This window comes from Streptomyces sp. NL15-2K, assembly GCF_030551255.1.
In the GTDB taxonomy this organism is placed as follows: Bacteria; Actinomycetota; Actinomycetes; order Streptomycetales; family Streptomycetaceae; genus Streptomyces.
The window spans coordinates 9,766,370-9,790,907 of record NZ_CP130630.1; the positions used below are offsets into that span (position 1 = coordinate 9,766,370).

The window sequence follows — 24,538 nt, forward strand, 5'->3', positions numbered from 1 at the left end:
GCGTGACGGCCCTGGTTCACGACGCTGCCGCCGCACCGTCGATGCACAACGCACAGCCCTGGCGCTTCCGCTACGTCCGGCGCAGCCGTACGTTCGAGATGCGTGCCGACTTCGAGCGTGCCATGCCGCGCTCCGACCCCCGTACCCGCGGCCTTCACATCGGCTGCGGCGCCGCCCTGCTGAACCTTCGGGTCGCAGTGGCCCACGAGGGCTGGCATCCGGAGACCCGGCTGCTGCACGACCCGTCCGAACCGGCGCTCCTCGCGAGCCTGCGGCTGACCGCACCCGGAAGCGCGGAGAGCGACCTCGGCGCGCTGTATCCGGCGATCCACGAACGGCACAGCAGCCGCTTCCCGTTCGAAGAGACGGAGATCCCCGATGCCGTGCGGGAGGCGCTCAGCGAGGCCGCTCGCCGTGAGGGGGCCGTGCTGACGTTCCCCACCTCATGGCATCTGCAGGAGGTCCTGGAGGTGGTCCAGGAAGCCGAGGCGCGCAACCTCACCGACCGCGGCAGCGACCAGGACCTGGCCGAATGGACCCGTATCGACGCTCCGTCGGTGAACATGACCGACGACGGAGTCCCGGACTACGCCTTCGGGCCGCGCAAGCGCCGGGGCAAGGCCCCCATGCGGGACTTCGCGGGCCCGCGGCAGGTGGCGGGACGGGACGCCGCGGACTTCGAACAGAGCCCTCAGGTGGCCCTCGTCAGCACGAGCCACGACCGCCCGGAGGACTGGCTGCGCGCCGGCCAGGCCATGGAACGTGTCCTGCTGCTGGCCACCCTGGAGGGCCTGTCCAGCTCCTTCGCCACCCAGCCCCTCGAATGGACGGACCTGCGCTGGCCGCTGCGCGACCCGGTCACCGGGACGGGCTACACGCAGATGCTGCTGCGCCTGGGATACGGCCCCAAAGGCCCCGGCACACCGCGCCGCCCGGTGACGGAGGTACTCGACATCCAGCCCTGACCTGTCCAAGTGACCGCAGCCCGTCGGCGCCGCGCGCCTGGCACACGGGTCACTGACTGTCCTCGGGCCCGTCCGGACCAGCTGACTGGCCGGTGAGCTGTGGCTCGACGTCCACGACGCCCTCCACGGCGCGCACGAGGCGCACGGCGACCGAGATGAGCGAGGTGTCACGGATGTGCCCGCGGAGCGTGACGACTCCTTCGTGCACGTTCACGTGGATGGCGTGGCTGAAGGCCGGGAAGAGGTAGGACACCACGGTGCGGCGGACCTCCTCCTCGATGTCCTCGTCCGACCGCAGGAAGACCTTCAGCAGGTCGGCGCGGCTGACTATGCCCTGGAGCATGCCGATGTCGTCGACCACGGGCAGCCGCTTGACATGCCGGACGGCCATGATCCTGGCCGCCTGTGCCAGCGTGGTGTCGGGGTGGACCGTGATCGCGGGAGTGCTCATGAGCTCCTCCGCCGTCACCGCCCCGGCCTTGGCGACGTCGGACAGGCGCCGGCGCTGCTCGAAGAGGCTCGGGTCGCCGTCGCGGAACTCCTCCTTGGGCAGCAGGTCGGCCTCGGAGACGACGCCGATGACACGCCCTTCTCCCTCCAGGACCGGCATGGCACTGACTTTCCACTGCTCGATGGTCTGCACGATCTCCTTGAAGGGCGCGTCGCGTCCGACGGCCACGACCGTCTGGGTCATCACATCGCTGACGATGTGCGGGGTCTCAGGCACCGCAATCCTCCTCGTCTCGCCTCGTCAGGGCACCTCGCCGGCGCCGTGGGGTGCGTACAGGTCGAGCAGCCGCACCCGGGCGGATCTGAGCCGGCCCGCGATCACGCCGGCGACGTAGGTCAACAGCGCGTGATCCAGCTCCGGGTCGTTCTCGCACAGTTCACGGACCGCGGCCGCGTCGAACTCGTAGGCGCGTACCGGGCTGGTGGCCTGGGCCCCCAGGTGCCAGTGATGGGGAGGGACCATCCAGGACCAGCCCAGCAGGTCCCCGGCACCGAGGGTCTCGATGACCGCTGCGCGGCGGCCGGGCACGTGTACGTCGAGGGCGACGGTGCCCGTGTGGATGATCCAGAAGCGGTCGGCTTTTCGGCCTTCGTTGAAGATGCGCTCGTCGGTCGCGAACGAAACCTCACGAGCGAGGGGCATGAGCTGCTCGCGATGTTCCTTGGTCAGGGCGCCGAAGACGCCGGTCCTGGCAACCACGATCGCCCTCCCTTCACCTTGACCCCGAAGCGGAAGCGGGCTCGTATCAGACCGATGGGACGGCCGTGGCGGCGATGGGAGGAATGGAATCCCGTGCTGTATCGGGCCGCATGACTCCACGATCGTCGCAAATCGGCGCAGTGCAACCTGGGCAGAGGGCCCCTCCGAGAGTCGGTCCATGTGTCGCGACGGAACCCATGCGGTGCGACGGTATTGACAGGAGTTTCCGGATTGACCGGGGCTCCCGGCAGCGGCCGGGCAGGAAGGTGGTGGTGACCATGGAGCTCCCGCTGGTCGTGGGTGTCGACGGATCGGATTCCAGCCTGGAGGCCGTGGACTGGGCGGTGGACGAGGCGGCGCGCCTCGGGCTGTCTCTGCGGCTCGTCTACGCCTCTTTGTGGGAGCGGTACGAGGGAGGCCGCCCGTCCTTCAGTACTGGCCGTCCGGCCGAAGAGGTCATGGCCCAGCACATCGCCGCGTCCTGCGCGGAACGCGCCCGGCTGCGCAACCCAGAGGTGAAGGTCTCCAGCGACGTACTGCCCGACGACGCCGTGTCCGCGCTCCTGCACGCGGCTCATGAATCCTTCGCCCTGGTCACGGGCTCCCGCGGCCGCGGTGAGATCGCCGGGGTCCTGTTGGGATCGGTCAGCCTCGCGGTGGCCGCCCGTGCCGTGTGCCCGGTGATCGTGGTTCGCGGCGGGGAGCGGAACCGGCAGGGCTCCTTCGGCCGGGTGGTGGTCGGCCTCGGCGACTCCGCGGAGGGCTCGGCCGCCGTGCGGTTCGCCTTCCGCGAGGCCGAGGCGCGCGGCTGCGCCCTGCATGCCGTGCGGGCCTGGCGCCGCCCCGCCCATGAACACGTGGACCATCCCCTGATCGCGGATGATGCCGCCGGTGCCCACGAGGAGCGCGCCTCCGCCCTCCTCACCGATGCCCTGCGCGACGCCGTACGCAATCACCCGCGGGTCGAAGTGCATCGCCAGGCGGTCGAAGGCCCCGCCCACAAGGTCCTCCTTGACGCCTCCTCCGACGCCGACCTGGTGGTCGTGGGTGCGCGCAGGCGCCACGGCCATGTCGGTCTGCAGCTCGGCAGGGTCGCCCACGCCCTGCTGCATCACGCCCAGTGTCCGGTGGTCGTCGTCCCGCAACGGGCCTGACCCGACGTGCGTCTCATGCTCCTGCACATCTCGTGAAGGGAGAAGGAGAGGGCGGCGGATGTCGGAGTGGACCTGGGAGTACGAGGGCTACGACCCGGCCGGCGAGCGGCTGCGCGAGTCGTTGTGCACGCTCGGCAACGGCTACTTCGCCACCCGCGGCGCCGTACCCGAGAGCAGGGCGAGTCTGGTGCACTACCCGGCCACCTACGCGGCCGGGGTCTACAACCGCCTGGAGTCGACCGTGGCGGGGCGGCGGGTGGTGAACGAGGACCTGGTGAATCTCCCGAACTGGCTGCTATTGCGGTTCCGTCTCCGTTTCGCCGACGGCTCGGCGGGCCCATGGTTCTCTCCCGACAGGCAGCAGCCGCTCGATCACCGGCACAGTCTGGATCTGCGCCGGGCCACTCTGACACGCACGTTCCGGTTCCGGGACGACGAGGCAGGCGTGCTGGGTGTGGAGCAGGTCCGGCTGGTGCACATGGCGGATCCTCACCTGGCCGCGCTGCGGACCGTTGTCACAGCCGAGGACTGGTCCGGAGAGATTGAGGTGGAGTCCGTCCTCGACGGCGACGTGATCAACAGCAACGTGCACCGTTACAGGTCCCTCAACCGGCACCACCTGGTCCGTGTACGGACCGGCGCGTCCGCGACCGACGTGACGTGGTTGAGCTGCCACACCAGCACCTCCGATATCGGCATCGCCATGGCGGCCCGTACGGTCGCCGTCGGGCAGCCGCCCACGTCGTCGGAGCTTCGGCCGTCTCACCGCCGTGCCGTACACCGGCTGGTGATACCGGTCGCTCCAGGCCGGCCCGCCGTCGTGGACAAGACCGTGGCCCTGCACACCTCCCGTGACCCGGCGATCAGTGACCCGCTCGGCGCGGCCGTCGACCGGGTGACCACGGCTGCGGGCTTCCCGGCGCTTGTGGACTCCCATGTCGCTGCCTGGGCGCGGTTGTGGCGGGGCGCGGACGTCCAGGTGCCCGGGGAGGCGGGCCGTGTCCTGCGCCTGCATCTGTTCCATGTGCTGCAGACGTTGTCGCCGCACACCGCGGACCTGGACGTGGGCGTGCCGGCCCGTGGGCTGCACGGCGAGGCGTACCGGGGCCATGTCTTCTGGGACGAGCTGTTCGTGCTGCCGTATCTGAACCTGCGTTTCCCCGAGGTCTCGCGGGCCCTGCTCAACTACCGTCACCGACGCCTGTCCCAGGCATGCCGCGCGGCCCACGCGGCGGGCCGAGCCGGGGCGATGTACCCCTGGCAGTCCGGCAGCGACGGCCGTGAGGAGACACAGGAGCTACACCTCAACCCCCGCTCGGGCCGCTGGCTGCCGGACAACTCCAGGCTCCAGCACCACGTCGGCTCGGCGATCGCCTACAACGTCTGGCAGTACTGCGAAGCGAGCGGTGACACCGAGTACCTGCATACCAAGGGCGCGGAGATGCTGTTGCAGATCGCCCGATTCTGGGCGGACAGCGCGGAGTTCGCCCCCGGCCTCGGTCGGTACCGCATCCGGGGCGTGGTCGGCCCCGACGAGTACCACGACAGCTACCCCGACGCCGCCCGGCCGGGCCTGGACGACAACGCGTACACCAACGTCACCGCCGTCTGGGTCCTCAGTCGCGCCCTGGACCTGGTGCGGCGCCTTCCGGCACGGCGCCGGCAGGAGCTGTTCGAGCGCATCGCGCTGGACAGCGGCGAACTCCCGAAGTGGGAGGAGGTTTCCCGGCGGCTGCGAGTGCCCTTCCACCACGGCGTCATCAGCCAGTTCGACGGCTACGGCGACCTGGCCGAGCTGGACTGGGACGCATACCGCAGCCGCTACAACAGCATCCGGCGGCTGGACCGCATCCTCGAAGCCGAGGGCGACTCCGTGAACCGCTACCAAGCCTCCAAACAGGCCGACGTCCTGATGCTCGGCTACCTCTTCTCGCCCGCCGAACTGCATGCCCTGTTCCACCGTCTCGGGTACGACGTGGACGACGAGGTCTGGCACAGGACCGTCGACTACTACCTTCAGCGCACCAGCCACGGCTCCACCCTCAGCGGACTCGTCCACGGCCTCGTCCTCGCCCGGGCCAGACGAGCCGAGGCGTGGAGTTACGTCCAGGAGGCCCTGGAGGCGGACATCGCCGACATCCAGGGCGGCACGACCGGCGAAGGCATCCACCTCGGCGCCATGGCCGGGACCCTGGATCTGGTGCAACGCGGCCTGACGGGCCTGGAGACGCGTGAGGACGCCCTCTGGCTGGACCCGGTACCCCTTCCCGCACTGTCGGAGTACGGGTTCTCCCTGCGTTACCGCGGCCACTGGGGTGTCGGCATAAGGCGCCGGAGCGGACAGCTGGAGATCCGGGTGCCCGACTCGGAGGAGTCACCGATCCGGGTGGTGCTGGCCGACCGGGCCGTGACCGTCGCGCCCGGAGAGACCTGCACGCTCGTGCTGTCGGAGAGCTGATCCGCACAGACGGGCGTGCCGACCTCGGCGTCTGCGGCAGGATCCGCCGGACAGGCCATAGGCTCCGAAAACGGGGTTCCGCTTCAGGCGACAGTGCCGTGGGAGACGTGGATGAAGTGGTTGGTCTCGCTGGTCGGTGCCGGGCTCGTCATGCTCACCCTGCGGGACCTCTTCCATACCCTCTGGCACCCGACCCGCCACGGCGGCCTGAGCCGCCTCGTGATGACGGCGCTGTGGCGCCTGGCCCGGCGCTTTCGCGCGCGCAGGCGGGTGGTCGGCCTCGTCGGGCCGCTCGCCATGGTCACGGTGGTGGGCATGTGGGCCTTCACCGTCGTCCTCGGCTGGGCCATCGTCTACTGGCCCCACATGCCCGGGGCGTTCGCCTTCGCGCCCGGTTCCAAGGCGGCGCAGGAGCCCGCGCTGCTGGACTCCGTGTACCTGTCGCTCGTCACGGTGGCCACCCTGGGCCTGGGGGACATCGCACCCGGTGAGGGCTGGCTCCGCCTGGTCTCACCGTTGGAGGCCCTCGTCGGCTTCGCACTCCTGACGGCCACGGTCTCCTGGGTGCTGGAGATCTACCCGGCGCTGACCCGCAGGAGGGTCCTCGCCATCCGGCTGGCCCTGCTGCGCGACTCGGCCCCGACGCCGCAGCAGATCGACTGCACGGCCGGGGCGCTGCTGCTCGACAGCCTGGCCACCGAAGTCGTACGCGTGCGTATCGACTTCACCCAGTACGCCGAGGCGTACTACTTCCACGACGGGGAGGACCACTCGTCGCTGGCGGCCACGGTCGGCTACGCCGCCACTCTCGCCCAGCGAGGACAGGCAGCCCAGCGGCCGGAGGTGCGCCTGGCAGGTGACTTGCTCGCCGGGGCGCTGAAGGACCTCGCCGCCATCCTTGACCAGCGTTTTCTCCACACCGGTGGCACGGCGACGGAAGTCTTCGCCGCGTACGCCGCAGACCATGGGCGCAGCCTCGCACAGCCCTGACCAACAGGCCCATGCCCGGTCCCGCATCGCCAGGATCGCCCACACGACGAGTGGTCGGTCATGCCGGTCGGCGTCAGCGGTGGCACCCTGACAAGCGGACACCGGTATTCGGGGACGGCGGTTCCCTGCATGACGGGAGTGTGGTGGATGGCACACAGCGAACAAGCCGGTCCTGATGCCGCCGCTCTGGCACGCCCCGGCGTCCTCGCGGTGCGCGACAGCGACCTTCGAGCAGTCCGTGGCGCACCCGCGTACAGAACCCTGTCGGGCGCGTGAGCGAGCAGCGGGGTGACCGGGGTTTTGATGCGGGCACCGACGCACCCCGTTCGACACCATCCGCGTCTTCCGCGGCGGGTCTGTCGTCGCCCGAGGCCGCGCGTCGACAGACGCGTTACGGGCCCAACGCGATCCCGACGGAGCCGCGTGCCCCTGTGTGGCGGCGGGTGCTGCAGCAGTTGCGGGACCCGCTGATCCTGGTGCTGTTGGTGGCAGCCGCCTTGACGATCGCCACCGGTGATCTCTCCGATGCCGCCGTGATTCTGCTCGTCATCACGGTGAACACCGCGGTCGGCGTCGTTCAGGAGGTACGAGCCGAGCAGGCCGTGATGGCCCTGTCCGCCATGAGTGCTCCCACCGCCAGAGTCGTACGGGACGGTGAGGAACGTTCCCTCCCTGCTGCCGAGGTGGTGCCCGGCGATCTGGTGCTGGTGGCCGAGGGGGACATCGTGCCCGCCGACGGGGAGGTACTGGCCGCGGCCTTGCTGCTGGCGGACGAGTCCTCGCTGACGGGGGAGTCCGTCCCGGTGGAGAAGGCTCCCGACAGCGACCCCTCACACGGCATGGTGTCGGCGGGCACGGTCGTCGTCCGCGGCCACGGACGCGTCGTGATCACCGCCACGGGAGCCCACAGCGCGCTAGGCCGGATCGCATCCCTGATGGGTGCCGCGCCCGGTCTGACCCCGCTGCAGCGCCGGCTGGCGGGGTTCGGCCGGGTTCTGGCAGCCGCCATCGTGGCCCTGTGCGCCCTGGTCCTGGCTCTCGGGCTGGTGCGCGGGCAGCCCGTGGAACTGATGATCGTGGCGGCGATCAGCCTTGCCGTCGCCGCCGTACCGGAGTCCCTGCCCGCCGTCGTGACGCTCGCGCTCGCCCTGGGGGCACGGCGGATGGCGGACCGGCACGCCATCGTCCGCAGGCTGCCCGCGGTGGAGACGCTGGGCTCCGTCACGGTGATCGCCACCGACAAGACCGGCACCCTGACCGAGGGCCGAATGGCCGCCGAACGGCTGTGGACGCCGCACGGAGAGGTCACGGTCCTGGGCACCGGCTACGAGCCCCAGGGCCGGGTCGTCCGCGACGGAGAAACGGTCACGGCGAACGACGCACCCGACCTGGCGGCGTTGCTGCGCGTCGCGATGCTGTGCAACGACGCGGCGCTGGAGCCTCCGCCGGACGGCTCCGCGGAGTGGCGCGCGCTGGGTGACCCCACCGAGGCCGCGCTGCTCGTGGCAGGGGCCCGGCTCGGGCTGGACCGGGCGGCGCTGGACCGCGAACTGCCGCGAGTCGAGGAGATTCCGTTCGACAGCGGCCGCAAGCGCATGACGACCGTCCACCGTCGGCCGGATGGAGCAGTGCGGGTCGCGTGCAAGGGAGCGCCGGAGTCCCTGCTCCGGCCGCAGGTCCTGGCCGACGGTCCGGACCTGCTCGCCCGGGCGGTCGCTCAGGCGGAGGTACTGGCGCGTGACGGGTACCGGGTGCTCGCCGTCGCGTCGGCCGACCACGAGGAGGCGTTGGAGCCGTCCGGGACATGGGAGTCGGGCCTGTTGCTGCTCGGCCTTGTCGGCATCCTGGACCCGCCCCGCGCCGCTTCCGAGCCGTCGATCGCCGCCTGCAAACGGGCCGGTATCGTCCCTGTACTCATCACCGGCGACCATCCGCTGACCGCCCGGGCCGTGGCCGACCGCCTCGGCATTGCCTCCCGGGAGGAGGAGGTCACCACCGGGCAACGGATCCGGGAAGGAACGGCGGGCGAGCTGACCGGCGTACGCGTCTACGCCCGGACCACTCCCGAGCAGAAGCTGGACATCGTCGAGGCATGGCGAGGGGCCGGGCAGGTCGTGGCGATGACGGGGGATGGGGTCAACGACGGTCCGGCCCTGCGTCGCGCCGACATCGGTGTCGCGATGGGGCGGCGCGGCACCGAAGTGGCCCGCCAGGCAGCCGACCTGGTGCTCGCCGACGACAACCCGGCCACCATCGTGTCGGCCGTCGAAGAGGGGCGCCGGGTCTATGCCAACGTGCGCCGGTTCCTGCTCTACGCGCTCGCCGGGGGCACCGCGGAGATCCTGGTCATGCTCCTCGGCCCCTTCCTGGGGATGCCGCTGCCGCTGCTGCCCGCACAGATCCTGTGGATCAACCTGCTCACCCACGGCCTGCCCGGCGTCGCCCTCGGTGCGGAGCCCGTCGCCCCGGACGCGATGCGCCATCCGCCACGGCCCCCCGAGGAGAGCGTGCTGGGCGCCGGCCTGTGGCCGCGCATCCTGCTCATGGGGGCCTTCATCGCCACGGTGACCCTGGTGGCCGGCGTGTGGGCCCGTGAGGCGGGCCGCCCCTGGCAGTCCATGATCTTCCTGGTCCTCGGCGCGACCCAGCTGGGCGTTGCCCTGGGCTCCCGCGCCCGTCCTGGAAGCCTGGCCAACCCGTTCCTGCTGGTTGCCGTGGCTGCGGCCTTGGGCCTCCAGGCGGCCGGTGTCTATCTGCCCCCTCTCCGGGACCTGTTGGGCACAGAGTTGCTGTCGCTCGGGGACCTGGCGATCGCCTGCGCGTTGTCCGGTCTCGGCCATGTGGTCATGCGTTTGCAGGCACGGCTGTGGCCGGAGCGGCAGCCGCGCGCCGCCTTGGCGGTAGGAGGTGATCCGGGTGGTCGGCGTTCCCGCTCCGCCCGAGCAAAGGGGCTCCGCTGAGCTTGGCCTTTCCGCGCTGAGGTGGACAACCACGTCTTCGGTCACGACTGCCCGGGTGCTGTCGGAAGGAGTCATGCGCCTCGCCCGCGTACATCCGGGCGCAGGGCATGGCGCCGGACCACGGTCGCGGTGAAAGCACAGGTGGCGGCAGCGGTGAGGGCCAGGAGCAGGTATCCCCAGGTGTAGTCGTCGGCGATGCTGTATACCGCGCCCATGACCAGGGGTGGGAAGAAGCCGCCCAGTCCGCCGGCGGCGCCGACGAGGCCGGTGACCGATCCGACCTGGTCGGTGGGCACGAGGCGGGCGACCAGGGCGAACACGGCACCCGAGGCGGTTCCCAGGGCTGCGGCCATGCCGAGGAAGGCCAGTGTGCCGAGCGGGATCAGCGCGAGTTCGAGGGAGGCGAGGAGGGCGAGTCCGGCGATGGCGGCGTACGCCCCGATGAGCACGGGGACGGGGTGGAGCCGGTCGGAGAGCCAGCCGCCCACCGGGCGCGCGGCGACCGCGAGGACCACGAAGCCGGCGGTGCGCAGGGCGGCGTCGGAGCGCCCGAGATCGTAGGCGGTGGTGAGGTAGGTGGGCAGGTAGACGCTGAAGGCCACGAACCCGCCGAAGGCCATGGCGTAGAGGAAGGCCAGCTGCCAGGCGGTGGGCATCCGCATGGTGGCGGTGGTGCGCGCGAGGAGCGAGCCGGCCGGGATGGCGCGTTCGGGCTGGTCGCGCAGGAGGAAGTGGGCGGTGACGGCGTAGACGGCCAGGATGCCTGCGACGAGGGTGAAGGGAAAACTCCGGTCGACGGCATCGGCCAGCTGCACGGTGGTGAACGCCGAGATGGCGGTTCCCCCGGTTCCGATGCCGAAGATGCCGAGCGCCAGGCCGCGCCGCTCGGGCGGGTACCAGGCGTTGACGAACGGGACGCCGACGGCGAACGTGGTGCCGCCCAACCCGAGGAAGAAGCCGCCGATGAGGAACTCGGCCAGGGAGTCGGCCAGATGGCCCAGGTAGAGCACGGGCAGGACGGTCAGGGCGGTGACGAGGGGAAACATCCGGTGGGCGCCGACGCGGTCGGTCAGGGCTCCGACCGGGATCCGGCCCAGCGAGCCGACCAGGACCGGCACGGCCACCACCAGGGACTGCTGGAACGAGCTGAGGCCCAGGTCCTCGCGGAGCGTCGGGCCGAGCGGTCCCAGAAGAGCCCACGCCCAGAAGCCGGTCATGAACCCGGCCGTGGCCAGAGCCAGCATCCGCGCCGACTGCGTGAACCGGCTCACCGGCTCTTCCTCTCTACGAACACCGGCGACGCACGAAATGGGTGAGGGGCTGTATGGCCGCGGGCCAGGGGCGTACAGCCCCTCACCTTCCCGTACTCGGTGCGGCTGCTGTTGTGGCCGCGGGACACTCTGCTTCTCCGGACCAGTAGAAATTGGCACATAAAGGAAATTTTGCGGTGCGGGTGTCCCTCAAGCTCTCCCAAAGCAGGGAGGTGACGGTTGTGGCGGACAGCGGGATACGAGCCGCGCGACTGCCCGCAAGGGCTTGCCTTCTCCTGGTATGTGTCATCGCCGACGCGTGTGGGCTTTCCCTATGCACGCGGAGTCCTGGTGGAGGTGTACCGGGAGGACACGGTGCGGCTGGGCGACCCGGCGCCGACGTCGGCCCCAGACCATACGGAGTGCCGCCGCTACCAGTGGGCGAGAGGCAAGGGCGGCCATGAACGGGTCTCGTGGGACGAGGCTCGCGGCCGCTGCGGCACGCGACTCTGCGGTGGGGCCCGGCGGCGGACGGAGGCGGCCGGCCACGCAGAGCACGAGCAACCCCAGTCCTGCCGCCATTACGACACAGCCACGCGGACCGCCGTGACCTTGTACTCGGGGCAGGAGGTGACGGTATCTGCCACGTCGGAGGTGAGGCGGTTCACTCCGCTCGCGGGGAAGTGGAAGGAGCAGAAGACCTGGCCGGGGGCTGTCTGGTCACCGACACGAGCGATGAGCCGGGCTCGGCCGTGTCGGCTCTCCACCGTTACCTGCTCGCCATCGCGCACGTCGTACCGTCCGGCGTCGTCGGGGTGGAGGTCAAGGAAGTCAACCGGGTCGAGCGCGAGGTTGCCGCCGCGCCGCGTCATGCTTCCGGAGTTGTAGTGAGCCCAGCGCCGCCCGGTGACCAGGACCAGCGGATAGTCGTCGTCGGGTCGTTCGCCCGGGGGGAGATAGGGGGCGGTGGCCAGGTGGGCCCGGCCGTCCGGTGTGGCGAAGTGCTCGGTGTACAGCTTGGCTTCTCCCGGCCGGTCGGGGGCGGGACAGGGCCATGGCACGGAGCCCTCGCGGTCCAGTCGGTCGTGCGAGAGCCCGGCGAAGACGGGCGCGAGCCGGCCACACTCGGCGAGGGCGTCGGCGGGAGTCGCGCAGGCCAGGTCGACTCCCATGGCTTCGGCGACGGCCCGAAGGGCGTCGAAGTCGGTGCGGGCCTGTCCCGGTGGGGGCACGGCGGGGCGGACGCGCTGGAACCGGCGGTCGAAGTTGACGAAGGTCCCGTCCTTCTCCAACCAGGAGGCAACCGGCAGTACGACGTCGGCGTGCTGGGCCGTCTCGGACAGGAACAGTTCGTTGCAGACGACGAGCGGGCAGGCGTCCAGGGCATGGACGACCTGGTTCGCGTCGGGGTCGGTGGCGCAGACGTCCTCGCCGATGACCCACAGCGCCCGCAGATCCCCGGCTCGTGCGGCGGCGAACATGTCCGGGATCCGCAGGCCGGGCCGCCTTGGGACCGGTACGCCCCAGACGTCCTCGGCCCGCGCGCGGACGGCCGGGTCGGTCACCTTTCCGTACCCGGGCAGCAGGTCGGGCAGGGCGCCCATGTCGGAGGCGCCCTGGACGTTGTTCTGGCCGCGCAGGGGGTTGACCCCGTACCCCCGGTCGGTGCCCACGGCGCCGCGCAGGATCGCCAGGTTGGCCAGGGACCGTACCCCGTCGGTGCCGTGGAGGTGCTCGGTCACGCCCAGGCCGTAGACGATGGCCGGCTGCTCGGCGCTGCCGTAGAGGCGGGCGGCGGCGACCAGGTCCGGGGCCGGCACGCCGGTGAGGTCCGCGACCCGGTCCGGCGGGTAGTCGGCCAGCAGTTCGGTCAGCTCCGGGAGTCCGGTGGCGCGTTCGCGCAGGAACGCCTCGTCGGCCAGCCCTTCGGCGAGCAGGACATGGGCGAGCCCGTGGAAGAGCGCCACGTTGGTGCCGGGACGCGGACGCAGATGCACATCGGCGTGCAGGGCGAGGCCCACGGCACGCGGGTCGGCGACGACCAGCCTGGCCCCGTGGAGGACCCGCCTCAGCAGCCGAGCTCCGACCACCGGGTGGGCCTCGACGGGATTGGCCCCGACCACCAGCAGGCAGTCGGCCCGCTCCACGTCGTCGAAGGTGTCGGTGCCGCCGGAGAGCCCGAAGGAAGCGCTGAGGCCGGCGGCGGAGGGGGAGTGGCAGAGGCGGGAGCAGTTGTCGACGTTGTTGGTTCCGATGACGACCCGCATGAACTTCTGTACGAGGTAGTTCTCCTCGTTGGTGGCGCGGGCCGAGGAGATCGCCGCCACGGAGTCCGGGCCGCCGACGTCGACGGCGGCCCGCAGTCCCCGGGCGACGTGGGCCAGTGCCTCGTCCCAGCCGACCGGCTCCAGCACGCCGTCGCGTCGCAGCAGGGGCCGGGTGAGCCGTTCCGGTGAGGTGCGGAATCCGTGGGAGAAGCGGCCCTTCACGCACGCGTGGCCGCGATTGACCGGGCCGTCCCGGGCGGGCAGCACCGCCGTGACCTCACCGTCCTGTGCGATCACGTCGAGGGTGCAGCCCACGCCGCAGTAGCCGCATGTGGTGCGCGTCCGGGCCTGAGCGGGGTGGAACGCCGAGGTGAGTCCCCGCGCCGGTCCCGGCTGGGTGATCGCCCCCGTGGGGCAGGTGTCCACGCAGCCGCCGCAGGCCACGCAGTCCGACTCGGCCCAGGGCCCGCCGGTGCCGGGGGCCACGACGGTGTCGCCGCCTCTGCCGACCAGGGTGAGGGCAAAGGTGCCCTGCAACTCGGAGCACATCCGCACGCACCGGCCGCAGGCGATGCACAGGTCCCGGTCCAAGTGGACGTACGGGTGGGACTCGTCCCCGCCCCGGCCTCCGGCGCCCTGCGCCGCCTCGGGGCCGATGCCCAGCGACCGGCAGACATGGGCCAGTTCGCTGGGACTGTCGTCGGCGAGGGCCCGGGGCGGCAGTGGGGAGACGATGACCTCCACCGCGTCCCGGCGCAGCCGCACAACCTCGTCGCCTCTGGTATCCACGCGCATGCCGGGTGAGGCCGGAGTGACACAGGCCGCCGCGATGCGCCCCCCAGCCCGTACGAGACACGTACGGCATGACCCGGCGGGACTGAGCCGGTCGTCGGAGCACAGCGCGGGCAGCTCGATCCCGGCCGCCCGCACCGCTGTGAGGAGCGACGACTCCTCGGGTACCTCGACGCCGGTGCCGTCGACCTCGACAGTGATTCCGTTCATGATCCCCATCCCGCCAGTCGGTCCCCGTAGGCGCGGGCGAGGCTGTGCACGGCAGGGGGGATCCGCCGTCCGAAGGCACACAGGCTCGCCTCGGCCAGAACACGCGACAGCCGCTCCCACTCCCGGCCCGGCGGCGTGTCGGAGGACGCCCACTCCAGGCCACGGCGCGAGCCGACACGGCAGGGCGAGCACGCGCCGCAGCTCTCCGCCGCGGCGAACTCCCAAACGTGACGCAGCACTTCCTCCGCTGCCACACGCTCGTCGAAGGCGACGAGACCGGCGTGGCCGAGGGCGGCGCCCCGGGCTGACAGCCCTGCCTCCGACAGCGGCACGTCCAGCGCGTCGGCAGCGAGGAAGCCGCCCAGCGGCCCGCCGACCTGGAGAGCCATCAGCTCGGCGCCGTCCTTCAGACCGCCTCCCAGCTCGGTGACGATCCGCCGCACCGGTGTGCCGAGCTCGACCTCGTAGCAACCAGGCCGTGCGAACCGCTCCGAGAGACAGACCAGCTTGGTCCCCGTCTCCTCGGACGTGCCGTGCCGGGCGTACGCCTGGCCGCCGTGCCGGACGATCCACGGGACGGCCGCCAGGGTCTCCACGTTGTTGACGACGGTCGGCGCGTCCCACAGCCCACGCTCGGTCGGGTACGGCGGACGTGGCCGGGCGCATCCGCGACCGCCCTCCAACCCCGCGATGAGCGCGGTCTCCTCACCGGCGACGTAGGAGCCGGCGCCCTCGACGATGTGGATGTCCAGGGAGATGGCCGTCCCGTGGACCGACGGTCCGAGATGGCCGTCGGCGTACGCCTGGCGCACCGCTTCCCTCATCCGTGCCAGAGCGGCCGGATATTCGGAGCGCACCAACACCACGCCCTGACGGGCCCCGCACGCGAAACAGGCCAGGGCCAGACCCTCCAGCACGCGCCCAGGGTCGGCCTCCATCAGCAGCCTGTCGGCGTACGAACCCGGATCGCCTTCGTCGCCGTTGGCGACGACCACGGTCCCGGGTGCTCGGCCGGCCGCCTCCCACTTCGCCGCCACGCGGAATCCGGCGCCGCCACGCCCACGCAGCCCGGACGCCGCCACCTCCCGGTGAACCTCGTCCGGAGTGCCGGACGACACCGTCCTCGACCACACCTGCCACGCCGGCTCACCGGCGAGCACACCGCTCAGCAGGACCGGGTCATCGGTGTCATCGGCCACCGGGATCTCCGGCGCCCGCGGTGGCTCCCGCCCGGCGAGCTGAGCGGAGAGGGACGCACCGGTACAGGGCGTGTCGCCGTCAAGGGCGGCGGGCCCCGCGTAGCAGTAGCCCAGACATCGGACAGCCTGCAGCGACACGTCACCGCATGGTGAGGCGGTGTGTGCGGCGACGCCCAGCTCCCGCTCCACCTCCGCGAGGTGCCCTCCGCCCCCGGCCGCGAAGCACGCTGTCGCGGTGCATACCCGGACATGACGGTCGCCGTGCGGGGCGGCGAGGTCCGCGTAGTAACTGGCAGGTCCCAGCGCGGCGGCAGCAGGCAGGCCGACGCGGGCGGCGACAGCCGACGCCCAGACCTCGGGGCCGTCCCCCGTCGTGGCCCTGGCCTTGGCCAGCGACTCCACCAACCTTTCTCCAGGCCGGCCACGCCGGTCCGCCAGCGCCCGGAAAGCGTCGAAAGTGTGTGCGGAATGGACGAGCGCCATGCATTCATCGTGGAGGAAGGCGCACGAGACCGCAGCTGGGGGACCGTGGCCTGGCCGGACGTCGGCATCGAGCACCTGCTGACCAGAGCTGGGACGCAAGGACCGAGGTTGCGGCCCGGACCACGCCGCCGGAGCCTGGAGGTGTCCCCGCTGATGTCGTACGGACCGGCTGATTCCTCACCGATCGAGAGGAGGCAGGCCGCTATGACCTCCATCGCCCACCGCATGGCCACCCTGTTCCGGACCAAGGCGAACAAGGCCCTGGACCGGGCTGAAGACCCGCGCGAGGTACTGGACTACTCCTATACCCAGCAGCAGGAAATGCTGCAGAAGGTTCGACGTGGTGTGGCGGACGTGGCCACCAGCCGCAAACGCGTCGAGGTACAGATCAACCAGCTGCAGCAGTCCGGCGGCAAGCTGGAAGGACAGGCCCAGAAGGCACTGGCCGCCGGACGAGAGGACCTCGCCCGCGAAGCCCTGAGCCGGCGCACCGGCGTGGCCTCCCAGGTCACGGACCTGCAGACCCAGCACGCTTCGCTGCAGGCCGAGGAGGAGAAACTCACCCTTGCCGCACGGCGCCTGCAGACGAAGGTGGACACCTTCCGTACGAGCAAGGAGGCCATCAAGGCCCGCTACACCGCCGCCGAAGCCCAGACCCGCATCACCGAGGCCGTCACCGGCATCGGCGAGGAGATGGGCGATGTCGGCCTTGCCATGCAGCGTGCCGAGGACAAGACCGAACAGCTGCAGGCCCGCGCCGGAGCACTGGACGAACTGCTCGCCTCCGGCGCCCTGGAGGACGCCACCCTCCCCGCCGGCCGCGACGACATCCAGGCCGAACTCGAGCGCGTCACCGCGGACCAGGACGTGGACAAGGAATTGGCCCGGATGAAGGCCCAGCTCCCGGCGTCCGCAACCCCGCCGGCCGTAGAAGGCAAGAGCGCCGAGCAGGGCCCGCCGGACCAGGAGGCGACATCATGATCATGCGGATTCTCGGTGAGGGCCAGTACGAGATCACCGACGAACACCTCCCCCGGCTCAACGAACTGGATGCCACCTTGCAGTCGGCCGCCGACGCGGCCGACGAGACGGCGTTCGCCGCCGCCCTGTCGGCCCTTCTGGACGCGGTGCGTAGCCTCGGCACACCCCTGCCGGACGAGACGATCACGCCGTCCGATCTCGTGCTACCGGATGCGGACACCAGCCTCACACGGGTGCGGGAGCTGCTCTCCGACGAGGGCCTCATCCCGGGGTAACTGGGCGCATGCCCGGTCCGGTCCGGCTCCGGCGCCACCCCGTCCTGATCGGCGCAGCCCTCACTCCACCCTCGGCCCTCTGCGCATGGTCCTCGCCTACGAGCCGCCCAAGCACTGCAAGAAAGAGTGAACGTGAATGCAACGGCCGACCCGCGGCCGACTTTTCGCAGTCCCCGCCCGAAAGGCCCGTCCGCATGACATCCACCCCACTGAACTGGACCCGCACCGCTGTGGCCCTGGGGGAGCATCGGCCCTGCTCGCTCTGGTCAGCTGCTCGAATGACGGCAATGGCAATGGCCCAGCCACCACCAGTGCCCCACGCGTCGAGAGCAGTGCCGGCCCAGCCGCGGCGCGCATCGTGATCGAGAACTTCGCCTTCAGTCCGGCGGACCTTCGTGTGGGCCCCGGAACGAAGATCACCGGCGTGAACCGCGACTCCGATCCGCACACCGTGACCGCCACCGGGGACAGGACGTTCGGCACCGGCAGAATCGCAGGCGACACAAATGCCACCTTCACCGCACCGTCCGCATCCGGCAGTTACTCCTACATGTGCACCATCCACCCGAACATGAAGGGCACCCTCACCGTGGGCTGAACCCAAGTGGGGGAGCCCGCACGCTGGGCCGAGACCCTGCCCCGCGGAACGTGGAGCCCCGTAGAGAGGAGTGGGTGACAAGCCATGCCCCAGCAGACGAGGCCACCCATCCCCTCGCGCCCAGTCTTCGCGCGCTTTTACAGCAAGGTCGCCGGTCCAGCTCATCCGCCACTACCCGGGCACAGTGACCCGACTCCTTGCGGTGGAACCCGAGCCCCACCTGCGTGAATGGTCCGTGCGGAGCGCCCGCTCCGTTGCCGTTCCCGTGGAGGTGGTGGACGGCCGGGCCGAGCAACTGCCCGCCGAGGACGCCTCTTTCGACGCGGCCGTCCTCTGCCTGACCCTGTGCTCGGTCGCCGACCCACACGCAGCTCTCGCCGAACTCCACCGCGTGCTGCGGCCGGGCGGACAACTCCGCTTCCTCGAGCACGTACGCGCCGACTCGGCCGCGATGCGGCGCGTACAGCGGGCGCTGGACGCGACCGTCTGGCCCCTGCTCATGGGCGGCTGCCACGTCGGCCGCGACACCCAGGCCGCCATCACCGCAGCTGGGTTCCGCCTCACCGAGGTGGAGACATTTTCCTTCCCCGACACCCGCTTGCCCTCGCCCGCCGCCACCCACATCCTCGGCACAGCTCAGCGCGAACCAGGATGAGGCACACCATGACGCTGTGCCCGCGCTCCTGGTCCAGAAGCCGGGAGCTTGGCTCACGCCTCTGTCATCTCAGCGACTACGACGGCTTGGCCCATGAAATCGAACAGATCAAGGACTACCGGGCGGTGAAGGGCTGACCGTGCATCTGGACTGGGATCGGCCGGGAGTTATGCGGGTGAAACCGCTCATGCGCCCTATGTCCCCGCAGGGCACAGCATCCGGTTGGTGATCAAGGAGAAGAAGGAGCACACGGCCGCTCGCCTGCGCCGGGGTTTACACGGCGGGCGGCCAAACTGTTCGTTTCCTTATGAGCGCCGGGTTGGTGGATCCGGGACGGCGATCGCCTGTTTGTACAGGTGGTGCGCCCACACCTGCAGGCCAAGACTGGCCTCCACATATGCGCGGGCGGCAGCCACTCCCTCAGTGGCATGCTCCTTGAGTGCCATGGCGCGGCCGTGACGCTCTTCCACCTGTTCACGGACGATCCCGCAGAGTATCCCGGTCAGTTCGTCCGCGGAGTCGGCGTCGAGGGCACGCTCAGCAGCCGGGATGACCGGTCCGACGTTGAGCCCGGCTGGCTTCAATCCCGTGAAGGGAGCGCCTTCTCCGGATCGGTGTACGCGGACGACCGTCTCGAAGAACCAGCGGTCGGCCACTTCCTGCGCCTCCTGGCCGAGCGTCCGTGCTTTGGCGGTGAGCTCGAACGCCTCACGGACTTCTCGTTCCCCTTCTTCAGGCAGGTAGGGCAGGACCTGGTCGATATCCCTCTCCTCCAGGGCTTTGCGCGCGGCCGTGACGACGGGACCGTCGAGAGAATCACAGTGCGGTGGCATCGCCAATCACCTGTTTCGCGGCTTATCTCCATCATCGACCCGTCAGGCGCGACGGGGAGAGAGGGTTGCCGTAGCGGCCCTCGCCTGGGCGGGTAAGTCTGCGTACGGCGTGTGCTCGGTCGGCGATGCCTGACGCCTGGAGCACCACGCCTGGGGCGGTCGCCGCAGAGGCCGGGGCTGCTGCGGCGGAGGCTGTTTCGGCCTGCGGCGGCCTGGCCACGTCGCGGGTCATGGTGGCCTCCGGGCCGTATGCCGAGCCCGAGCGGGCACATCGCGCAAGGTCTCGGCAACGGCCCAAGTCAGGGCGGCGGCGGGTGGTGGTGCCCCACAGTCCCCAGGCCGCGGCTGGCGCGTCGTCGAGCAGGAGCGCAGGCAAGGCGAGCACACCAGCAACCGGTAGGGGGCCAGGGTCGTACCTGGTACGGGGCCGCCCTGGCGGTGCACCCGGGCCGCGCAGACCGTGACGGTCACGAGGCCGATGGCGGTCAGGATCCAGGTCAGCGCCGTCATCGCGCTCACCTCCGCGTGATCGGGCTGCTTTGGTCCTCGGACGTAGCCGGGCACCCGGCCGTGCGGGCGTATCCGATGACGCATCTTCGGTCAGAACGCCGGTGTCCGGGCCGCGTAGGCGGTTCACTGCTCACCGAACCGGGACGCGACCTCGCATTCGTCGCTGTGGGCCAGCCGCAGATGTACGTACACCCACGACCGGAAACATGATCAGGGTCGGGATGGTGGGCCGTTGCAGCAGAAGTCGATCGATGCGATCACGGCGGCTGGCACTCACCCCCTATCCGTGGCCGGGGCGGTCAGGGCCGCCCAGGCCCGGCGTGGTGGTCGTACTTGCGCAGCGGGCCCTCGTCCTGGTCGTCGCGGTGCTGATCGTGTCCGCCGTGCATGTCCTTGCCATGCATGCTGCGCATCATGAAGAACATCATCAGTGGGCAGGCTGCGACGAGGGCGAGCCAGGCCAGGCTTTCCAGCGACGCGCCGACGATCAGGGCGCCGACCACGACGATCGCGGCGGCGAGGGCGTACATGCCGTAGTTGCGCTTCTCGTTCATCACGGGCCTCCGCCAGCGGAGGGCCAAGACCACAGGGGGGTGTTCAGGATTTGGTGAGAGGGCCGGCGTGCAGGGCGTTCAGTCGGCGCTGGTACTCCTCTTCGTCGATCTCCCCGCGGGCGAACCGCTCGCCGAGGATTTGCTCAGGTGTGGGTGCGGCGGGGGTGTGGGTGTGTTCGTGGGGCCGGTTGGCGGCACGGAAGACCAGGACAAGGGCTGTGATGATCAGCGCCCAGAACAGGACCATGCCGACCGACATCCCGAACCAGCCCCAGCCGCTGACATCGTGGTCGTACCAGAACATCATCGCCACTCACCTGCTTCAGCTTGTTTCGGCGACTGGTACGGGCGCGGAGCCCGTCGTCTGGGGCGGGCTGCTGCCCTCACCTCCATTGTTCCCCTGTATAGGTGGCGCTCTTGGGCCGGACGGTCCAGGACCTGTGGGCCGTTCAGCCCCTACCCTGCAGGGGTACCCGAGCGCAGGCTGGAGAGTGAACTTCCAGGGAGGCGAGCAGCTCATGGGTGCCCTCGATGTCGTGGTAATCCTGGCCGCCGTGCTGTTGGTCGCCGGGCTGGGCTGGTTCTTCTTCGGGCCGCGCCGGGCCGGCGCCGCCCGGGTCGAGGGCGGGGTGCAGCGGGTGGAGGTCACGGTGCGGGGCGGCTACAGCCCCGACCTGATCAGAGTCCGTGAGGGCACGCCGGTGGAGCTGGTCTTCGACAGGCAGGAAGCAGGTGAGTGCACCTCCCGCGTGGTCTTCCCCGACCTGAAGGTCGGGGCCGGGCTGCCGGCACACACCCGCACGACCGTGCGGCTGAACCCGGACCGGCCGGGCTCCTTCGGCTTCGCTTGCGGCATGAACATGATCCACGGCACGCTCCTCGTCGAACCCGCCGACGGCTCCGCAGGCCCGCCGCCGCCCTCCGACGGCCACGACACCGGCACCACGCCTGAGGCTCCGGCGGCCGAAGGTCCGCCCGGGGGAGAGGAGCGGACGGCGGCCGAGGAGGAGGCAGCGGACGCCGCCGAGCGGCAGGCGGAGATCAAGGACCTGGCCCGCAGGGTAGCGGTGGGCGCGGTACTGACCGCCCCGGTGCTGTTCGTCGTGATGGCGTACGAGCTGTTCGGCGCGGACTGGGTGCCCGGCTGGATGCTGAACCACTGGCTGCAGCTGGCGCTGATCACGCCGGTGATGTTCTACACCGGGTGGCCGATACATGTGACGGGCTGGCTGACCCTGCGTCACCGCGCCGCGGACATGAACAGCCTGATCACCCTGGGGACGAGTGCCGCCTACGGTTACAGCCTGCTGGTCACTCTCGCCCCGGGCCTGCTGCCGGAAGACGTGCGCGAGGTCTACTTCGAGGCCGTCGGCGTCATCCTCACCCTGATCCTGCTCGGCCGCCTGCTGGAGGCCCGCGCCAAGGCCGGAACTGGCGAGGCGATCCGGGCCATGCTGGGCCTTCAGGCCCGCACCGCCCGTGTCATACGGAACGGCACCGAAACCGAGATCCCGGTAGAAGACGTGGCCATTGGAGATGAGATCGTCATCCGGCCCGGAGAGAAGATCCCCGTCGACGCCGAGGTGCTCTCCGGCTCCTCCGCGGTGGACGAGTCGATGGTCACCGGTGAGCCCATGCCAGTCACCAAGCACACCGGGGATACGGTCATCGGCGCGACCGTCAACGGCACCGGCTCCCTGCGGGTTCGTGCGGCCAAGGTCGGCGCGGACACGATGCTCGCCCAGATCATCCGCCTGGTGCAGCAGGCGCAGGCGTCCAAGGCCCCCATCCAGCGGCTCGCCGACGCGGTCTCGGCCTACTTCGTGCCGGCCGTGATCGCCGTCGCGATCGGCACCTTCGCCGTCTGGTTCACCCTCGGTCCGTCCCCCGCGCTGACCCTGGCCCTCGTCTCCGCGGTCGCCGTGCTGATCATCGCCTGCCCGTGCGCCCTGGGACTGGCGACCCCGCTGTCGGTGATGGTCGGAACGGGCAAGGGCGCCCAGGCCGGCATCTTGATCCGCTCCGCCGAAGCCCTGGAGACCGCACACAAGCTGGACACCGTCGTGCTGGACAAGACCGGCACCGTCACCGAGGGCAAACCGGTCCTGACCGACATCCACACAGCCGACGGCATCGACGAGACCGAGCTGCTGCGGCTCGTGGCGGCGGCCGAAGCCGACAGTGAACACCCCCTCGCGCAGGCCATCGTCACCGGCGTCCGCGAGCGCGGGCTGGCGTGGCCCGCGGCGACCGGCTTCGATTCGGTCACTGGCAAGGGTGTCCAGGCCACCGTCGACGGGCACGCCGTCCTGGTCGGCACCGCCCGGCTGCTGGGCGACGTCGGCATCGGCACCAGCGCACTGGACCCCGTCGCGGCCGACCTCTCGGCCGCAGGCAAGACACCTGTTCTTGCCGCGGTCGACCAACGGCCCGCCGGCGTGCTCGCTGTGGCGGACACCGTCAAGGACGATTCCGCTGCCGCCATCGCCGCCCTGCAGCGCCTGGGTGTCGAGGTCGTCATGCTCACCGGGGACACCGCCCGCACCGCCGCGGCGATCGCCGCCCAGGTCGGCATCGGCCGGGTGCTGGCCGAGGTGCTGCCCGAGCACAAGGCCGACGAGATCCGCCGCCTGCAGGGCGAGGGCCGCACGGTCGGCATGGTCGGCGACGGCATCAACGACGCGCCCGCTCTGGCCGCAGCCGACGTCGGCCTCGCCATCGGGACCGGCACCGACGTGGCCATCGAGGCCGCCGACATCACCCTGATCTCCGGCTCGCTGAGCGGCGTCGTCACCGCCATCCGGCTGTCGCGGTCCACGATGCGCAACATCCGGCAGAACCTGTTCTTCGCCCTCGTCTACAACGCTGTCGGTGTCCCCCTCGCCGCAGGCGCCCTCTACCCGGTGTGGGGGCTGCGCCTGAGCCCGATCATCGCCGCGGCCGCCATGGCGCTCAGCTCCCTGTCGGTGGTCACCAACGCCTCCCGGCTGCGCCGCTGGCACACCCAGCCGCTGTCGGGCGCCCAGCCCGCGCGCGTCCAGCCCCGCGTCGAATCCGCCACCGACCGTTCCCCAGCCGGCGGCACCGCCGCCACCGAACACCAGCCCGCCCCGCATGACCACGCCCATGAGCATCACGCCGACGGCAGCGCGGTCACGGACCCCGTCTGCGGCATGAGCATCGACAAGGCGTCCGCAGCGCAGTCCCGGAACACCGGCACAGGCACCTACTATTTCTGCTCCGCCCACTGCGCCGCCGCCTTCGACGCCGACCCACAGCGCTACACCGGCTCCGGATCCGGCGGGACGCGTGAAGGAGGCGAACACCGGTGACCGCTACCCCCGCCATCCCACACCTCCCACCGCCAAGCCCACGAACCACACATCCAGCACCGGGATACGCCGACTCCAAGGCCGACCACCTCGCCCGCCTGCACAAGATCGAGGGCCAGATCCGCGGCATCTCCCGCACGATCACCGACGACCGCTATTGCATGGACGTCCTCACCCAGATCAGCGCCGCCCCCCCCGCGCCCTGCAGGAAGTCGCACATGGGCTTCCTCGACGACCGCGTCCGCGGCTGCGTCACCGACGCCGCCCGTACCGACCCCGCCCACGCCGAGGAGAAGTTCGAGGTGGAGGGCGCATGACCACCACCGGCCGCAAGGGACTGCAACACTCGCGCTTCGCCCGCCAGTATCTGAAGATCGCCGCCGAGTTCGACCGGCGCGGCGGTGCGACGACCGGCTACTCGCCGGACTGACCGGACGGGTGCTGGAGGTGGGCTCCGGGCAGGGTCGGAATTTCGGTCACTATCCGGACACGGTGACCGAGGTGGTCGCCCCCTCGAACCCGAGGACACCCTGCGCACCGTGGCCAAGCAGGCGGCGCCCTCGGCACCGGTGCGGGTCACGGTTGTTGTGGGTGAGGCAGCCGAACTGCCCGGCAGTAGGGGCGACTTCGACGCCGCTTTCGCCTCCCTCGTGCTCTGCTCGGTCGCCGACGTGCCCGGTGTGCTGACGGAGATCGCCCGCGTCCTGCGGCCCGGGGGAGAGCCGCGTGAATCCGGCAGCGCGGATGGCTGCTTCGGTGTCCCGGTTGGGATGGCAGCCGTCACCCCGGCACTGCAGCAGGTCGGGGGCCTCGCTGGAATCCCCGGAACCAGACTGCGGAGTACTCGGAAATAAATCCGACA

Annotated in this window: 20 protein-coding genes and 1 pseudogene; 13 read left to right on the top strand and 8 right to left on the bottom strand. The window is 70.8% G+C overall.

The window, feature by feature from the left end; genetic code table 11:
* Positions 1 to 41: 41 nt before the first annotated feature.
* Entirely contained in the window at positions 42 to 965 is a 924-nt protein-coding gene (locus Q4V64_RS43495) for a nitroreductase family protein (RefSeq protein WP_172629471.1), read from the top strand.
* Between the two features lie 49 nt (positions 966 to 1,014).
* Here Q4V64_RS43495 and Q4V64_RS43500 read toward each other — a convergent pair whose 3' ends face one another.
* The gene (locus Q4V64_RS43500) at positions 1,015 to 1,692 is read right to left on the bottom strand and encodes a CBS domain-containing protein (protein ID WP_124443525.1); all 678 of its coding nucleotides are present in this window, start codon (positions 1,690 to 1,692) and stop codon (positions 1,015 to 1,017) included.
* A gap of 24 nt (positions 1,693 to 1,716) precedes the next feature.
* On the bottom strand, positions 1,717 to 2,118 hold the full coding sequence (locus Q4V64_RS43505; protein ID WP_124443630.1) for a cyclic nucleotide-binding domain-containing protein: 402 nt from the start codon (positions 2,116 to 2,118) through the stop codon (positions 1,717 to 1,719).
* 335 nt (positions 2,119 to 2,453) lie between these two features.
* Between Q4V64_RS43505 and Q4V64_RS43510 the strand changes: the two genes are divergently transcribed.
* The 4 genes from Q4V64_RS43510 (at position 2,454) to Q4V64_RS43525 (ending at position 9,737) form a co-directional block, all read left to right on the top strand.
* Positions 2,454 to 3,329, top strand: coding sequence for a universal stress protein (locus tag Q4V64_RS43510; RefSeq protein WP_124443524.1), 876 nt, complete (start codon positions 2,454 to 2,456; stop codon positions 3,327 to 3,329).
* A gap of 58 nt (positions 3,330 to 3,387) precedes the next feature.
* Positions 3,388 to 5,787 (top strand): glycosyl hydrolase family 65 protein, encoded by a 2,400-nt coding sequence (locus tag Q4V64_RS43515; RefSeq protein ID WP_124443523.1) that lies wholly within the window; start codon positions 3,388 to 3,390, stop codon positions 5,785 to 5,787.
* A 111-nt stretch (positions 5,788 to 5,898) separates the two neighbouring features.
* Entirely contained in the window at positions 5,899 to 6,777 is an 879-nt protein-coding gene (locus Q4V64_RS43520; protein WP_124443522.1) for a potassium channel family protein, read from the top strand.
* Between the two features lie 272 nt (positions 6,778 to 7,049).
* Positions 7,050 to 9,737: a cation-translocating P-type ATPase gene (locus tag Q4V64_RS43525; protein WP_253267273.1), complete on the top strand. Its 2,688-nt coding sequence runs from the start codon at positions 7,050 to 7,052 to the stop codon at positions 9,735 to 9,737.
* A 71-nt stretch (positions 9,738 to 9,808) separates the two neighbouring features.
* On the opposite strand, the gene Q4V64_RS43530 is transcribed toward Q4V64_RS43525, so the two are convergent.
* A complete protein-coding gene (locus Q4V64_RS43530) occupies positions 9,809 to 10,981 on the bottom strand; it encodes an MFS transporter (protein ID WP_172629470.1) in 1,173 nt (390 codons plus the stop codon).
* A gap of 264 nt (positions 10,982 to 11,245) precedes the next feature.
* Here Q4V64_RS43530 and Q4V64_RS43535 point away from each other — a divergent pair.
* Positions 11,246 to 11,473, top strand: a pseudogene (locus Q4V64_RS43535) (hypothetical protein); the annotation flags it as partial.
* Between the two features lie 95 nt (positions 11,474 to 11,568).
* Here Q4V64_RS43535 and fdhF read toward each other — a convergent pair.
* Both fdhF and Q4V64_RS43545 read right to left on the bottom strand, forming a co-directional pair.
* Complete coding sequence (gene fdhF, locus Q4V64_RS43540) at positions 11,569 to 14,256, bottom strand: formate dehydrogenase subunit alpha (protein WP_172629466.1); 2,688 nt, start codon at positions 14,254 to 14,256, stop codon at positions 11,569 to 11,571.
* Positions 14,253 to 15,938, bottom strand: coding sequence for an NAD(P)H-dependent oxidoreductase subunit E (locus tag Q4V64_RS43545; RefSeq protein WP_124443520.1), 1,686 nt, complete (start codon positions 15,936 to 15,938; stop codon positions 14,253 to 14,255). Before Q4V64_RS43545 ends, fdhF begins: the two co-directional genes overlap by 4 nt.
* Positions 15,939 to 16,142: 204 nt before the next feature.
* Here Q4V64_RS43545 and Q4V64_RS43550 point away from each other — a divergent pair, with 204 nt between their 5' ends.
* From Q4V64_RS43550 to Q4V64_RS43565, 4 genes are all read left to right on the top strand, one after another.
* Positions 16,143 to 16,919: a PspA/IM30 family protein gene (locus tag Q4V64_RS43550; RefSeq protein WP_124443519.1), complete on the top strand. Its 777-nt coding sequence runs from the start codon at positions 16,143 to 16,145 to the stop codon at positions 16,917 to 16,919.
* Complete coding sequence (locus Q4V64_RS43555; RefSeq protein WP_124443518.1) at positions 16,916 to 17,194, top strand: hypothetical protein; 279 nt, start codon at positions 16,916 to 16,918, stop codon at positions 17,192 to 17,194. The genes Q4V64_RS43550 and Q4V64_RS43555 overlap by 4 nt, the downstream gene beginning before the upstream one ends.
* 136 nt (positions 17,195 to 17,330) lie before the next feature.
* Positions 17,331 to 17,792: a cupredoxin domain-containing protein gene (locus Q4V64_RS43560; RefSeq protein ID WP_124443517.1), complete on the top strand. Its 462-nt coding sequence runs from the start codon at positions 17,331 to 17,333 to the stop codon at positions 17,790 to 17,792.
* Between the two features lie 184 nt (positions 17,793 to 17,976).
* Positions 17,977 to 18,447: a class I SAM-dependent methyltransferase gene (locus Q4V64_RS43565; protein ID WP_253267272.1), complete on the top strand. Its 471-nt coding sequence runs from the start codon at positions 17,977 to 17,979 to the stop codon at positions 18,445 to 18,447.
* Between the two features lie 305 nt (positions 18,448 to 18,752).
* On the opposite strand, the gene Q4V64_RS43570 is transcribed toward Q4V64_RS43565, so the two are convergent.
* From Q4V64_RS43570 to Q4V64_RS43580, 3 genes are all read right to left on the bottom strand, one after another.
* Positions 18,753 to 19,280: a DUF6448 family protein gene (locus Q4V64_RS43570; protein WP_124443627.1), complete on the bottom strand. Its 528-nt coding sequence runs from the start codon at positions 19,278 to 19,280 to the stop codon at positions 18,753 to 18,755.
* An 809-nt stretch (positions 19,281 to 20,089) separates the two neighbouring features.
* The gene (locus Q4V64_RS43575) at positions 20,090 to 20,344 is read right to left on the bottom strand and encodes a DUF2933 domain-containing protein (protein ID WP_216377678.1); all 255 of its coding nucleotides are present in this window, start codon (positions 20,342 to 20,344) and stop codon (positions 20,090 to 20,092) included.
* 43 nt (positions 20,345 to 20,387) lie between these two features.
* Entirely contained in the window at positions 20,388 to 20,651 is a 264-nt protein-coding gene (locus Q4V64_RS43580) for an SHOCT domain-containing protein (RefSeq protein ID WP_172629465.1), read from the bottom strand.
* Positions 20,652 to 20,862: 211 nt separating this feature from the next.
* Here Q4V64_RS43580 and Q4V64_RS43585 point away from each other — a divergent pair, with 211 nt between their 5' ends.
* The 3 genes from Q4V64_RS43585 (at position 20,863) to Q4V64_RS43595 (ending at position 24,530) form a co-directional block, all read left to right on the top strand.
* Entirely contained in the window at positions 20,863 to 23,676 is a 2,814-nt protein-coding gene (locus Q4V64_RS43585) for a heavy metal translocating P-type ATPase (protein WP_124443515.1), read from the top strand.
* Positions 23,673 to 23,993, top strand: a complete 321-nt coding sequence (locus Q4V64_RS43590; protein WP_253267271.1) for a metal-sensitive transcriptional regulator — start codon at positions 23,673 to 23,675, stop codon at positions 23,991 to 23,993. Before Q4V64_RS43585 ends, Q4V64_RS43590 begins: the two co-directional genes overlap by 4 nt.
* 222 nt (positions 23,994 to 24,215) lie before the next feature.
* A complete protein-coding gene (locus Q4V64_RS43595; protein ID WP_306308379.1) occupies positions 24,216 to 24,530 on the top strand; it encodes a class I SAM-dependent methyltransferase in 315 nt (104 codons plus the stop codon).
* Positions 24,531 to 24,538: the final 8 nt, after the last annotated feature.